A 13,212-nucleotide genomic window follows, 5' to 3' on the forward strand; every position below is an offset into this window, starting at 1 on the left:
GGCTTCGAGCCGTGGGGGCGGACGGTTCGTCCGGCCGGTCGAGGCGCGGGGTGAGGGGGCAGCGGCGGGCGCGGCGCCGGGGGCTCCGCCGCCCGGGCTCTTCCCACTGTCCTGCCGAGACCTCGTTCCACCTGCGGTTTCTCCGCCCTGGGCTCCGTGCGGGCACGGATACGAGCCGCCCTGCGATGAAGATCTTAGTACCGGACTGACACCCGCTCTTATTGGGCGGGCGTCAAATTAACTCAACGAGCGAGAAGTTTTCACCCCGCGGGAACGCGCTCCGCGCCGGGATGCCGCCTTCGCCCGGCATCGGGGCGGTTTTTCGGGCGCGAACCTGTGAGCAAATCCTCGACCGGAACCCAACTCTCTTCAAAAATAAAGTAGTTGGTTGCCGAAGGCGACCGGAGTGCCTTCCGGTCCAGGAACACGGGCACGGGCCGGTCCGCGGCGCGGGGTCAGTGGCCCCGGGCGATCCACTCGTCCAGGTGGGGCGCCTCGTCCCCGACGGTCGTCGGGTCCCCGTGGCCGGTGCGCACCACGGTGCCCGCCGGGAGGGTCAGGAGCCGGTCCCGGACGGAGGCGACGATCGTCGGGAAGTCCGAGAAGGAACGCCCGGTGGCGCCCGGCCCGCCCTTGAACAGGGTGTCCCCCGTGAAGACGGTGCCCAGGTCCGGCGCGTACAGGCAGACCGCGCCCGGGGCGTGGCCGGGGGTGTGCAGGACGGTCAGCTCCGTGCCCGCCACGGTCAGGACCTGCCCGTCGGCCAGTTCCCCGTCCGGGGAGCGCTCGGGGTGGGTCATCCTCCACAGCGGCAGGTCGTCCGGGTGCAGCAGGACCGGCGCACCGGTGCGGTCCGCCAGGGCCGGGGCGGCGTCGACGTGGTCGTCGTGGGCGTGGGTGCACACGATCGCGACCACCCGGCGCCCGCCGACCGCCCCGGCGATCGCATCGGCGTCGTGGGCGGCGTCGACCACGAGCACCTCGGTGTCGTCGCCGACGATCCACACGTTGTTGTCGACGTCCCACGTGCCGCCGTCGAGGGAGAACGTGCCGGAGGTGACGAGGTGCTCGACGCGGGCGGCCGTCACAGGACTTCCTCCAGGAGGCTTCGGCCTTCAGGCCGGGGAGGAATGAGGCCTTGCTGCGAAGCCGCGAAGCGGCGGATTTCTGTGCGCATCTGTTCCAACCTGGTCTTTCTTCCGGTGTCAGTGGGAGTGGATAGATTTCTGGCGGTGATGACAACAGCAGCGGTGGCCGGTGAAGTGGCGAGGTGTGCCCGGTACACGTACCGGTTGCGGGTGTCGTCGACCGCGTGCGCCCGGTTGGAGGCGGAGTGGGCGCGGTGCCGGTGGGTGTGGAACGAGTGCGTGGCCGTCTCCCGCAGGATCCACGCCCTGAACCGGGCCTCCGGCGAGAAGGCCGCGTGCGGCGCAGGGCCGGGCTGCCGCGGCACAGGAAGAAGCGCGACGCCGACCCCACCTTGAACTACACCGTCCGGGGCTTCCGGCTCAAGGACGGCCGGCTGCACCTCGCGGGCGGCATTGTGCTGACCGTGGTGTGGTCCCGGGAGCTGCCCGCCGACCCGACGAGCGTGCGCATCTACCGGGACGGTCTGGGCCACTGGTACGCCTCGTTCGTCGTGGCTGCCGCGGTGCAGCCGCTGCCCGCCACCGGCCGGGTGATCGGCGTCGACTGGGGCGTGCGGGAGATCGCCACCACCACCTCCGACGCGCACGACCTGCCGCACCCCGGGCACGGCATGGCCGCGGCGCAGCGGCTGGCCCGCTATCAGCGGATGATGGCCCGGCGCCGCCCGGCGCGCGGGCAGGCCGCCTCCGCCGGATACCGGGAGGCACGGCGCCGGACCGCGAAACTGCACAAGAAGGTGGCACGGCAGCGCCAGGACACCGCCCGCAAGTGGGCCAAGACCGTCGTCCGGGACCATGACGCGGTCGCGGTGGAGGACTTCCGCCCGAAGTTCCTCGCCAGGACCACGATGGCCCGGAAGGCGGCCGACGCCGCGATCGGCGCGACGAAGGCGGCGCTGGTGGAGATGGGCCGCAAGCACGGCCAGGACATCCGTCTGGTGCATCCCGCGCACACCACCATGGACTGCGCCCGGTGCGGAGCGAGAACCAAGCACGCACTCCCGCTGTCCGAGCGAACGTACCCGTGCACCGCGTGCGGAGCCGTCTCCCCCAGGGACAAGAACTCCGCCCGCGTGATGCTCGTCCGGGCCGGTCTCGCCCCGGCCGGCGCTGATCTCGTAAGACCTGCCACCTGCTAGGTGCCGGGCGGAGTGAGCCAGAAATCCACCTCGGTCACGAGGAGGAGGAGTCAAAGGACCACCACCGAGCGGAGCACGTCGCCGGCGTGCATGCGGTCGAACGCCTCCTCCACCGCGTCCAGCCCGATCGTCTCCGTCACGAAGGCGTCCAGGTCGAGCCGGCCCTGCAGGTACAGGTCGATCAGCATGGGGAAGTCCCGGGAGGGCAGGCAGTCGCCGTACCAGGAGGACTTCAGCGCGCCGCCCCGGCCGAAGACGTCCAGCAGCGGCAGCTCCAGCTTCATCTCCGGCGTGGGCACGCCAACCAGGACCACCGTGCCCGCCAGGTCGCGGGCGTAGAACGCCTGCCGGTACGTCTCGGGGACGCCGACCGCGTCGATGACGACGTCCGCGCCGAAGCCGCCGGTCAGCTCGCGGACCGCCTCGACGGGGTCGGCGGAGCGGGAGTCGACGGTGTGGGTGGCGCCCAGCTTCCGGGCGGTCTCCAGCTTGCGCCCGTCGACGTCGACGGCGATGACCCGCGAGGCCCCGGCCAGGTTGGCGCCCATCACCGCCGCCCCGCCGACGCCGCCGCAGCCGATGACGGCCACCGTGTCGCCGCGCTGCACGTTCCCGGTGTTGAGCGCGGCCCCGAGCCCGGCCATCACCCCGCAGCCCAGCAGTCCCGCGACGGCCGGGGAGGCGGCCGGGTCGACCTTGGTGCACTGCCCGGCGTGGACCAGGGTCTTGTCCGCGAAGGCGCCGATGCCCAGCGCGGCGGTCAGCCCGGTCCCGTCCGCGAGCGTCATCCGCTGCGCGGCGTTGTGGGTGTCGAAGCAGTACCAGGGACGGCCGCGCCGGCAGGCGCGGCACTGCCCGCACACCGCGCGCCAGTTGAGGATCACGAAGTCGCCGGGTGCCACCTCGGTCACCCCCTCGCCGACCGACTCCACCACTCCGGCCGCCTCGTGGCCGAGCAGGAACGGGAAGTCGTCGGTGATCCCGCCCTCCCGGTAGTGCAGGTCGGTGTGGCACACCCCGCACGCCTGGATCTTCACCACGGCCTCGCCCGGCCCGGGGTCGGGGACGACGATCGTCTCCACCCGCACCGGTTCGCCCTTGCCCCGCGCGACGACGCCGCGCACTTCCTGCGCCATGAGGCAGCCTTTCCACTCGATCACGTGGATTCCACTGTGCTGCGCCGGAGAGCGGGCGTCCAACACCGGAACGCGATCGGATTCAGCAGTCGGAGTGATCAATCGACGCCAGCAGGGCCCGGGCCGCCGCTCCCCGCCGTCCGCCCGCGGGTTCGACCACGCCGACCTTCCACACGGTGCCGTCCGCCAGCGGCAGCGCGCACAGCCCCCGCGCCTGCTCCTTCAGCGTGACCGGGCGGGGCACCACCGCGGCCCCCAGGCCGCGCGAGACCAGGTCGAGGAGGGTGTAGACGTCGTTGACCTGCATGGCGACCTTGCGCGACACACCGGCCGCGGCGAAGGCCGAGTCGGCGGCCTGCCGCGCGCCCCAGTCGGGGTGCAGGTCGACGAAGGCCTCGTCGGCCAGCAGGTCGAGCGGCAGCGGCGCGGGGCCGGCCGTCGACCCTGCCCGTGCCGCCCCCGTCCCGTCCGCCCGGCCCGTCCCGTCCGCCCGGCCCGTTCCGCCGACCGCTGCCGCCGTCGCGCCCGTCCCTGCTCTCGCCGCCAGCGGGTGGTCGGGCCTGCACAGGAGCATCATCGGCTCCCCGGCCACCGGGTGCAGCCGCACCCCCTCCGGCGTCCCGTCGTAGACCACGAACGCCAGGTCCAGGACGCCTCGGCGCACCTCCTCCAGCAGCCGGGCCGAGCCCGCCTGCACCATGTGCACCTCGACCCCGGGGTGCCGGGTGCGGAACTCCGCGAGCAGCGAGACCGCGTCCACGGTGCCCATGCACTGCTCGGTGCCGACCGCCAGGGTGCCGCGCAGCAGCCCGCGCACGGCGGCCACCGCCTCCCGCGCCGCGGCGGCCGAGGCCAGAGTCCGCCGGGCCTCGACCAGCAGCGCCCGGCCGGCCTCGGTCAGCCGCACCTGGCGGGTGGTGCGGGTGAACAGGTCCGCGCCCAGTTCCCGCTCCAGCGACCGCACCGAGGCGGACAGCCCGGACTGGGCGATGTGCAGCCGCTCCGCGGCCCGGGTGAAGTGCTGCTCCTCGGAAACGGCGACGAAGTGCTCGAGGTGCCTGAGTTCCACGATTCAGCAGCCTACGTGCTGACTCACCCGTCGTCGCCCGATCGGGCGGATTCGGGGCGGGGCCGGGGCGGGGCCGGGCGGGAGAATGGGCGGATGCCGCACGCAGCCCTCCCCTTCGACGCCCTGAACCCCCGCCTGCCGTCCCCGCTGCAGGAGATCGAGGACGAGCGGTGGTCCCGGCACGGTGTGCGCCTGCTGCTCAAGCGCGACGACCTGATCCACCCGGACCTGCCGGGCAACAAGTGGCGCAAGCTGCGGCTGAACCTGCAGGCCGCGGCCGACGCCGGGCACGACACCCTGCTGACCTTCGGCGGCGCGTACTCCAACCACCTGCGGGCCACCGCGGCGGCGGGCCGGCACTTCGGCTTCTCCACGATCGGGGTGGTCCGCGGCGAGGAGCACCTGCCGCTGAACGAGTCGCTGGCCGCCGCGGCCGCCGACGGCATGCGGCTGACCTACCTCGACCGCACGACCTACCGGCGCAAGACCTCCCCCGAGGTGGTCGGGGGCCTGCGGGAGCGGTTCGGGCGCTTCTACCTGGTCCCGGAGGGCGGCAGCAACGCCCTGGCCGCCCGCGGCTGCGCCGCGCTGGGCGAGGAGCTGCGGGGCGCGGCGGACGTGGTGGCCGTGGCCTGCGGCACGGGCGGGACGCTGGCCGGGCTGGCGGCCGGGCTCACCCCCGGGCAGCGGGCCGTGGGCTTCGCCGTCCTCAAGGGCGGCGCCTTCCTCGCCGGCGACGTCGAGCGCCTGCAGCGGGAGGCGTTCGGCGCCCGCACCGGCGACTGGGAGCTGGAGGACCGGTTCCACTTCGGGGGCTACGCCCGGCGCACCCCGGAGCTGGACGCGTTCGCCGCCGACTTCGGCGCCCGGCACGGGATCGTGCCCGACCGGGTCTACGTGGCCAAGATGCTGGCCGGCCTGCTCGCCCTCACCGAGGAGGGGCGCTTCGCCCGGGGCACGGCCCTGGCCGCGGTGGTCACCGGTTGACCGGACCGGTCGTCGGCGGCCTCGTCTAGCCTGGTGCGCATGATTCGACCCGCCACCGCCGACGACGTCCCCGCCATCCACACGATGATCCGCGAGCTCGCCGACTACGAGAAGGCCCTCCACGAGGCGAAGGCCACCGAGGAACAGCTGCGGGAGGTGCTGTTCGGCGACCACCCGGCGGCCTTCGCGCACATGGCGGTGGACGACACGACGGGCGAGCCGGTCGGCTTCGCCCTGTGGTTCCGCAACTTCTCCACCTGGACCGGGACCCACGGGATCTACCTCGAGGACCTGTACGTGCGGCCGGCCGCGCGCGGCGGGGGCCACGGCAAGGCGCTGCTCACCGAGCTGGCGCGGATCTGCACCGAGCGCGGATACCATCGTTTCGAGTGGTCCGTGCTCGACTGGAACGAGCCCTCGATCGGCTTCTACAAGTCGCTCGGCGCGGAACCGATGGACGAGTGGACGGTCTACCGGCTCTCCGGCGAGCCGCTGCGCGAGCTCGCCGCCCCCGCACCGCGACCGAATTGAGACGACCGGACCTCTGCCACGTTGAGTGTCCGAGGACCTACCATCGGTGACGGAGGGTGCGGGCCGCCCCGGCGACAGCGGGGCGCGGATCGCGATACCGTCGCTGGCGGTGCGCAACCGCCCCGCGACAGCGGGCGAGGCGCCGTGAACCTGCTGAACCACCGTGTGCCACCTTGGAGGTGAGGGTGTCCCAGTTCGAAGGCGAGCCCGGGACGAAGGACTTCGTCGAAGTCCGCCTGCCCGCGGCGGGGGCCTACCTGTCGGTGCTGCGTACGGCGACCGCCGGTCTCGCGGCCCGGTTGGACTTCACCCTCGACGAGATCGAAGACCTGCGCATCGCCGTCGACGAGGCGTGCGCCATCCTGCTTCAGCAGGCCGTGCCGGGCAGCGTGCTGTCCTGCGTGTTCCGGCTGGTCGGCGACTCCCTGCGGGTCACCGTCTCCGCACCGACCACGGACGGCCGGGCGCCGGAGCGCGACACCTTCGCCTGGACGGTGCTCTCCGCGCTGGCCGGCGAGGTGGAGTCCACCGTCGACGACGACAAGACGGTCGGCATCAGCCTGCACAAGAAGCGCGGTGCGGGTCCGGGGCAGGGTTGAGGAGCCGAGTCCGTGCGACCGTATGGGAACGGGGGATCGCCGTGAGTGACGTGGAAGGCAGCGCACCGGTGGTGCGGAGCCGCACCGTGCCCGCCCAGCCCCCCGCGGCCGGGGAGGCGTCGCGGCCCCGGCCCCGCCCGTCGGAGCCCAGGAGCCCGGTGGACCCGGTGGACCCGATGGAGCTGATCGAACCGGTGGAAGCCGTGGACGACACGATCCCCGCGGAGCCGGCGGAGGAGCACGGGGCCGACGACGGGCACCACGCCCCCGAGGTGCGGGCCGGGCACGACGGGCGCGCGGACCGGGCCGCCGCGGAGCGGGCCAGGGCGCGCGAGCTGTTCGTGGAACTGGCCTCGCTGCCCCCGGGCTCCCCCGAGCGGGCCGAGGTGCGCGACCGCCTGGTGCGCATGCACCTGCCGCTGGTGGAGCACCTGGCCCGCCGCTTCCGCAACCGGGGCGAGCCGCTGGACGACCTGACCCAGGTCGCCACCATCGGGCTGATCAAGTCGGTGGACCGGTTCGACGTGGACCGGGGCGTGGAGTTCTCGACCTACGCCACCCCCACCGTGGTCGGCGAGATCAAGCGGCACTTCCGCGACAAGGGCTGGGCGGTGCGGGTGCCGCGCCGCCTCCAGGAGCTGCGGCTGTCGCTGACCAACGCCACCGGCGAGCTGTCCCAGCGCCACGGCCGCGCGCCGACCGTGCACGAGCTGGCCGAGCACCTGCACATCTCCGAGGAGGAGGTGCTCGAGGGCCTGGAGTCGGCGAACGCCTACAGCACGCTGTCGCTGGACGTGCCGGACACCGACGACGAGTCGCCGGCCGTGGCCGACACCCTGGGCGCGGAGGACGACGCCCTGGAGGGCGTGGAGTACCGCGAGTCGCTCAAGCCGCTGCTGGAGCAGCTGCCGCCGCGGGAGAAGAAGATCCTGCTGCTGCGCTTCTTCGGCAACATGACCCAGTCGCAGATCGCCCAGGAGGTGGGCATCTCGCAGATGCACGTCTCCCGGCTGCTGGCCCGCACCCTGGCCCAGCTGCGGGACAGGCTGCTGGTCGACGAGTAGCCGGCCGGCCGCGGCCGGGTCACCGGTCGCGGCGGCGGGGGTCCCCGGACCTCCCCGGCTTCCCGGGCTTCCCGGAGGAGCCGGACCTCCCCCGCGAGCCGGAGGCCCCGGAGTCCCCGGACGCGGCGGAGGCCCTGGCCGCCTCGGACTCGTCCAGCGCCTGTGTGGTCGCCGGGTGCATCAGCAGTACGAGGCCGGCCACGGCGGCGACGCCGAGCACGATCCCGCCGGACGCCATGGCGCCGCCCGCGGTGAACAGGGTCCAGGCGACCGGCAGGGCCATCAGCTGGACGATCAGGGCCGGGCCCCGGCCCCAGCGGCGGCACTTCCACAGTCCGGCGCAGGCGAGCAGCGGCAGCACCGCCAGGGCCAGCGCGGTCAGTCCGCCGGCCTCGGCCTGGGCGGGGCGGTCGGGGTGGCCGATCAGCCCCATCACCAGCATCCACACGCCCCACGCGGCGAGCACCGCGCCCTCGGCCGCGGCGAGCAGCACCACTGCGGTCAGCGTGGCGGGACGGGGCCTGGGCTGCTGTCTCTGCGTAGCGCTCACGTCCGAAAGCGTAGCCCGGTTCCACGGGGTGGGCCGTCCGGGTGGTTACCCTTCCTGTCATGCGTGCCCTCCTTGTGGTCAACCCGGCAGCCACCACCACCAGTGCGCGGACCCGCGACGTGCTCATCCACGCGCTCGCCAGCGACCTCAAGCTGGAGGTGGCCGCGACCGAGCACCGGGGGCACGCCAGGGAGCTGGCCCGCAGGGCGGCGCAGGACCGGGACGTCGAGCTGGTCGTCGCGCTCGGCGGCGACGGCACCGTCAACGAGGTGGCCAACGGGCTGCTGCACGACGGGCCGGACCCGGAGGGACTGCCGCGGCTGGCCGTGGTCCCGGGGGGCAGTACCAACGTCTTCGCCCGCGCCCTGGGCCTGCCGAACCACCCGGTGGAGGCGACCGGGGTCCTCCTGGACGCCCTGCGGGAGGGGCGCGAGCGCACGGTCGGCCTGGGCCTGGCCTCGGGGACCCCCGGCTCCGAGGACGAAGGGGTGCCCGCCCGCTGGTTCACCTTCTGTGCGGGCCTGGGGTTCGACGCCGGGGTGGTGGGGCGCGTGGAGCAGCAGCGCGAGCGCGGCAGGCGTTCGACGCACGCCCTCTACGTGCGCCAGGTGCTGCGGCAGTTCGCCGGGGAGGAGCACCGCCGGCACGGCACGATATCGGTGCACCGCCCGGGCGGGTCGGGGGGTGCGGAGGTGGTTCCCGACCTGGCGCTGGCGGTGGTCTGCAACACCTCGCCGTGGACGTTCCTGGGCAACCGGCCGATCTACGCGACCCCCAGGGCCTCCTTCGACACCGGCCTCGACCTGCTGGGACTCACCCGCCTGTCCCCCACTGCGGTGGCCCGGTACGGCACCCAGTTGCTGATGTCCTCGCCGGAGCGGGGGCCGCACGGCCGGCACGCTCTTTCCCTGCACGACCTGAGCGAGTTCACCTTGCAATCGCAGGTGCCACTGCCCTTTCAGGTGGACGGTGACCACCTGGGACTGCGAACCAGCGTGAACTTCACAGGCGTACGCCGTGCACTGCGTGTGATTGTGTAAGTAGAAGGGCCGAAAGTCCTTCCACTCGAACGCATAGTCTGTCCTCCACCCCATGGAAGTATGGCTGTGACCTAAGCGACACCAATGAATCCAAAAAAACTTCCTGGAAGGGGTTGTATCCAACACCCAGGTTTGCGAGTCTCTTCTTGGCGATCGGAGCGGCCCGCAGGACAGGGCCCCGAGAGAGCCGATCCTCCTCAATCAAGCGGGACCACACCCGGATTTCCGGGCGTCGGCCCCTCTCTTCGTGGAGGATTCGTGAAAGCGTTCACATTCACAAGCAACTAGGAGTTGGAGCAGTTATGGACTGGCGCCACCGCGCTGTTTGCCGCGAGGAAGACCCCGAGCTCTTCTTCCCCATCGGCAACACCGGTCCTGCACTGCTGCAGATCGAGGAAGCCAAGGCCGTCTGCCGGCGTTGCCCGGTGATGGACCAGTGCCTGCAGTGGGCGTTGGAGACCGGACAGGACGCCGGTGTGTGGGGTGGCCTCAGCGAGGACGAGCGTCGCGCCATGAAGCGCCGCGCCGCCCGCAACCGGGCGCGCAACGCCACCGCCTGATCCACAGGCTTTCCGGGCAGGGCCCCGGGGGTGACGGGAGACCGTCGCCGCCGCCGCGGCCCCGCCCGCCCCGAGCCGCAGCGCGCAGGTCCCCCGCCGCGCAGCATTCGACACCGCACGGAACGCCCCCGGCCCCACAGGCCGGGGGCGTTCCGCATTGCGGGGGCCGCATTGCGGGGGCCGCTGGGGACGTCGCAGGGGGCCGCCGCGGGGGCTTGTCCCCGCGCCCGGGTCACTGCTTCTGCTTCGTGGCCCCCGCCGGGATGTCCAGGAGCACCTGGGTGCCGCCGGACTCCGCACGGCGCATGTCGAAGGTGCCGCCCAGCTCCCCCACCACCAGGGTCCGCACGATCTGCAGGCCGAGGTTGCCGGCCCGCTGCGGGTCGAACTCCTCCGGCAGCCCGCGGCCGTCGTCGGTGACCGTGATCAGCAGCCGCTCCTGGGACGGCCCGCGCCCGTCCCGGGGGCTGATGTCGCGGCCCGGCACCCGGCTGCGCACCGCTCCTATCTCCACCGCCCCGCTCTCCCCCGGGCGGAACCCGTGCTCGAGGGCGTTCTGCAGCAGCTCGGTGAGGACCATCGACAGCGGGGTGGCGGTCTCGGCCGTCAGGATCCCGAAGTGGCCGACCCGGCGTCCGACGACCCGGCCGCCGGGCGAGAGCTCGGCGACCATCGCCAGCACCCGGTCGGCGATGTCGTCGAACTCCACCCGCTCGTCGAGGTTCTGCGACAGGGTCTCGTGCACGATCGCGATGGACCCCACCCGGCGCACCGCCTCCTCCAGGGCCGACCGGGCCCGGTCGTCGTCCATGCGGCGCGCCTGCAGGCGCAGCAGCGCGGCGACGGTCTGGAGGTTGTTCTTCACCCGGTGGTGGATCTCCCGGATGGTGGCGTCCTTGGTCATCAGCTCGCGCTCGCGGCGCCGCAGTTCGGTGACGTCCCGCAGCAGCACCAGGGAACCGATGCGGGTGCCCCTCGGCTTGAGCGGGATGGCCCGCAGCTGGATGACGCCGCCGGCCCCCTCCACCTCGGTCTGCCGGGGCGCCCAGCCGCTGGCGAGCTTGGCCAGCCCCTCGTCCACCGGCCCCCGGGCGGGAGCCAGCTCCGCGGTGGTGTCGCCCAGGTGGTGGCCCACCAGGTCCGAGGCGAGGCCGAGCCGGTGGTAGGCGGAGAGCGCGTTGGGGCTGGCGTACTGCACGACGCCGTCGGCGTCCAGGCGGATGAGCCCGTCGCCGACCCGCGGGGAGACGTCCATGTCGGTCTGCTCGGCCGGGTACGGGAAGGCCCCGGCGGCGATCATCTGCGCCAGGTCGGAGGCGCTCTGCAGGTACGTCAGCTCCAGCCGGCTGGGGGTGCGGACGGTCAGCAGGTTGGTGTTGCGGGCGATGACGCCCAGCACCCGGCCCTCGCGGCGCACCGGGATCGACTCGACCCGCACCGGCACCTCCTCCCGCCACTCCGGGTCGCCCTCCCGGACGATCCGCCCCTCGTCGAGGGCGGTGTCCAGCATGGGGCGCCGGCCCCGGGGGACCATGTGGCCGACCATGTCGTCCTGGTAGGAGGTGGGCCCGGTGTTGGGCCGCATCTGGGCCACCGAGACGTACCGCGTCCCGTCGCTGGTCGGCACCCACAGCACGAGGTCCGCGAAGGACAGGTCCGAGAGCAGCTGCCACTCCGAGACGAGCAGGTGCAGCCACTCCAGGTCGGATTCGGACAGATCGGTGTGCTGGTGCACGAGATCGTTCATCGAGGGCACACCCGGAGCGTACCCGGGGAAGCCGCGCCCCCTCACACCTCGGGCCCGGGGGCTGTAGGTTGTACCGCGACCTGGACAACCGGAAATGGTCCAGTCCACAATGGTCGGACAACTCCATGGACTTCCGTTCCCACCGCACATGGGGGCGGAGACGAGGCCCGCGACGCTCTCTGCCCTGACTGCGCCCGCGGACCTCATGGTCGGTCCGGACGGGCCCGGGGACCGCACGCCCCGCCGCCGACGTCCCCCGACGGCAGTCCGGGCTGCGGTGCCGGAAGGGCTGAGGGTCCCTCGCCGGCGCCGCGGCCCGTGGCACTTCCCCGCCCGTGGCACCTCCCCCGCCCGTGGCTCCCCTCCTCCCCGCAGCGCCGCGCGAGCACGGCACACCCGCGCACCGGCACACCCGCGCCTCCGTCGGCCATGACGCACACGGCGCACACGACTCACACGGCAGCCGTCCACGACGCGCACGACGGAGGCGGGCGCCGCCGGTGTCCCGCACCGGCGGCGCCCGCCTCCGCGTCCCTGCCCTGCTGCCTCAGTGCGTCTCGGTGACCTTGGCCAGGGCGCGCGGCGCGTCGGGGTCCTGGCCGCGGGCCACGGTGACCTCGTACGCCAGCCGCTGGAGCGGCAGGATCTCCAGCACCGGCTGGAGCTCCTCGGGTACCCCCGGGGGCAGGACGAAGCCGGCCGACGCGGCCTCCACCTGTTCGCGCGGGCCGAGGACCACCAGGTCCGCCCCGCGCCCGCGCAGCCTGTCGAGCACCGGCCGGAGGGCCCGGCCGCCCCTGCCGTCGGGGACGATCGCGATCACCGGGGAGACGTTGTCCACCATGGCCAGCGGGCCGTGGAGCAGGTCCGCGCCGGAGAACGGGGTGGCCGGGATGTAGGTGGTCTCCATCAGCTTCAGCGCCGCCTCGCGGGCGGTCGGATAGCCGTAGCCGCGCGAGGTGAGGACCAGTCGCTGGGCGAAGCGGTAGCGTCCGGCCAGTTCGCGGACCTCGTCCCGGCGGTCCAGTACCTGCGCGGCCAGTTCCGGGAGCGCCGCGGCGGCCGCGGTGCCGTCCCTGCCGCGCAGGCCCTGCACGAGCAGGTAGAGGGCGAGCAGCTCGGCGGTGTAGGTCTTGGTGGCCGGCAGCGCCTTCTCCTCGCCGGCCAGGACGTCGACGTGGAACTCGCAGGCCGCGGCCAGCGGCGAGGCCGGGTTGTTGGTCACCGCGAGGGTGACCGCCCCGGCCCGGCGCGCCGCCTCGGCGGAGGCCACCAGGTCGGGCGAGCCGCCGGACTGGCTGACCGCGACGAACAGGCAGTCGGTCAGGTCGGGCTCGGCGCCGTACGCGGTGGTGGTGGACATCGAGGCCAGGCCGGCGGGCCTGCCGAGTTCCACCTCGACGAGGTACTTCGCGTACAGGGCGGCGTTGTCGGAGGTGCCGCGGGCGGCGAACAGGACGAAGCGGGGCCTGCGGGCTGCGATCGCCTCCGCGGTGCGGCGGATCGCGGGCGCGCCCTCGGTGAGGATGCGGTGCAGCACGGCGGGCTGCTCGGCCATCTCCCCGGCCATGATCCGGCCCGGGCGCGCCCGGTGCGGGTCCGGGCCGGCGGTCTGCCGGTGCGGGTCGGTTGCGGACATGCC

The 13,212-nt window shown here is 73.4% G+C and carries 12 protein-coding genes and 1 pseudogene; 7 read left to right on the forward strand and 6 right to left on the reverse strand.

Annotated features, from left to right (window positions below; all coding sequences use genetic code 11):
* Window positions 1–455 precede the first annotated feature (455 nt).
* Complete coding sequence (locus GQS52_RS08390) at window positions 456–1,088, reverse strand: MBL fold metallo-hydrolase (RefSeq protein WP_182312802.1); 633 nt, start codon at window positions 1,086–1,088, stop codon at window positions 456–458.
* Window positions 1,089–1,235: 147 nt separating this feature from the next.
* Here GQS52_RS08390 and GQS52_RS08395 point away from each other — a divergent pair.
* Window positions 1,236–2,287, forward strand: a pseudogene (locus tag GQS52_RS08395) (transposase).
* A 50-nt stretch (window positions 2,288–2,337) separates the two neighbouring features.
* On the opposite strand, the gene GQS52_RS08400 reads toward GQS52_RS08395, so the two are convergent.
* Both GQS52_RS08400 and GQS52_RS08405 read right to left on the reverse strand, forming a co-directional pair.
* Entirely contained in the window at window positions 2,338–3,423 is a 1,086-nt protein-coding gene (locus GQS52_RS08400; RefSeq protein WP_182316295.1) for an S-(hydroxymethyl)mycothiol dehydrogenase, read from the reverse strand.
* Between the two features lie 82 nt (window positions 3,424–3,505).
* Entirely contained in the window at window positions 3,506–4,492 is a 987-nt protein-coding gene (locus tag GQS52_RS08405) for a LysR substrate-binding domain-containing protein (protein WP_182312803.1), read from the reverse strand.
* Window positions 4,493–4,585: 93 nt separating this feature from the next.
* Here GQS52_RS08405 and GQS52_RS08410 point away from each other — a divergent pair, with 93 nt between their 5' ends.
* From GQS52_RS08410 to GQS52_RS08425, 4 genes are all read left to right on the forward strand, one after another.
* On the forward strand, window positions 4,586–5,479 hold the full coding sequence (locus GQS52_RS08410) for a pyridoxal-phosphate dependent enzyme (RefSeq protein WP_182312804.1): 894 nt from the start codon (window positions 4,586–4,588) through the stop codon (window positions 5,477–5,479).
* A 39-nt stretch (window positions 5,480–5,518) separates the two neighbouring features.
* On the forward strand, window positions 5,519–6,010 hold the full coding sequence (locus GQS52_RS08415) for a GNAT family N-acetyltransferase (protein WP_182312805.1): 492 nt from the start codon (window positions 5,519–5,521) through the stop codon (window positions 6,008–6,010).
* A gap of 185 nt (window positions 6,011–6,195) precedes the next feature.
* Entirely contained in the window at window positions 6,196–6,609 is a 414-nt protein-coding gene (locus tag GQS52_RS08420; protein ID WP_182312806.1) for an anti-sigma regulatory factor, read from the forward strand.
* Window positions 6,610–6,776: 167 nt separating this feature from the next.
* Entirely contained in the window at window positions 6,777–7,673 is an 897-nt protein-coding gene (locus GQS52_RS08425) for an RNA polymerase sigma factor SigF (RefSeq protein ID WP_259371067.1), read from the forward strand.
* A gap of 19 nt (window positions 7,674–7,692) precedes the next feature.
* On the opposite strand, the gene GQS52_RS08430 is transcribed toward GQS52_RS08425, so the two are convergent.
* The gene (locus GQS52_RS08430) at window positions 7,693–8,223 is read right to left on the reverse strand and encodes a hypothetical protein (RefSeq protein WP_182312807.1); all 531 of its coding nucleotides are present in this window, start codon (window positions 8,221–8,223) and stop codon (window positions 7,693–7,695) included.
* A gap of 59 nt (window positions 8,224–8,282) precedes the next feature.
* On the opposite strand from GQS52_RS08430, the gene GQS52_RS08435 reads away from it, so the two are divergent.
* Together GQS52_RS08435 and GQS52_RS08440 are read left to right on the forward strand one after the other, a co-directional pair.
* Window positions 8,283–9,263, forward strand: coding sequence for a diacylglycerol kinase family protein (locus GQS52_RS08435; RefSeq protein ID WP_182312808.1), 981 nt, complete (start codon window positions 8,283–8,285; stop codon window positions 9,261–9,263).
* 302 nt (window positions 9,264–9,565) lie between these two features.
* Window positions 9,566–9,823 (forward strand): WhiB family transcriptional regulator, encoded by a 258-nt coding sequence (locus tag GQS52_RS08440; protein ID WP_182312809.1) that lies wholly within the window; start codon window positions 9,566–9,568, stop codon window positions 9,821–9,823.
* Window positions 9,824–10,055: 232 nt separating this feature from the next.
* Here GQS52_RS08440 and GQS52_RS08445 read toward each other — a convergent pair whose 3' ends face one another.
* Both GQS52_RS08445 and GQS52_RS08450 read right to left on the reverse strand, forming a co-directional pair.
* On the reverse strand, window positions 10,056–11,570 hold the full coding sequence (locus GQS52_RS08445) for a PAS domain-containing sensor histidine kinase (protein ID WP_182312810.1): 1,515 nt from the start codon (window positions 11,568–11,570) through the stop codon (window positions 10,056–10,058).
* Between the two features lie 547 nt (window positions 11,571–12,117).
* Window positions 12,118–13,209, reverse strand: a complete 1,092-nt coding sequence (locus tag GQS52_RS08450) for an SIS domain-containing protein (protein ID WP_182316297.1) — start codon at window positions 13,207–13,209, stop codon at window positions 12,118–12,120.
* Window positions 13,210–13,212 lie beyond the last annotated feature (3 nt).

The sequence above is a fragment of the Streptomyces sp. SCUT-3 genome, from assembly GCF_014083985.1.
Taxonomy (GTDB): Bacteria; Actinomycetota; Actinomycetes; order Streptomycetales; family Streptomycetaceae; genus Streptomyces_H; species Streptomyces_H thermolineatus.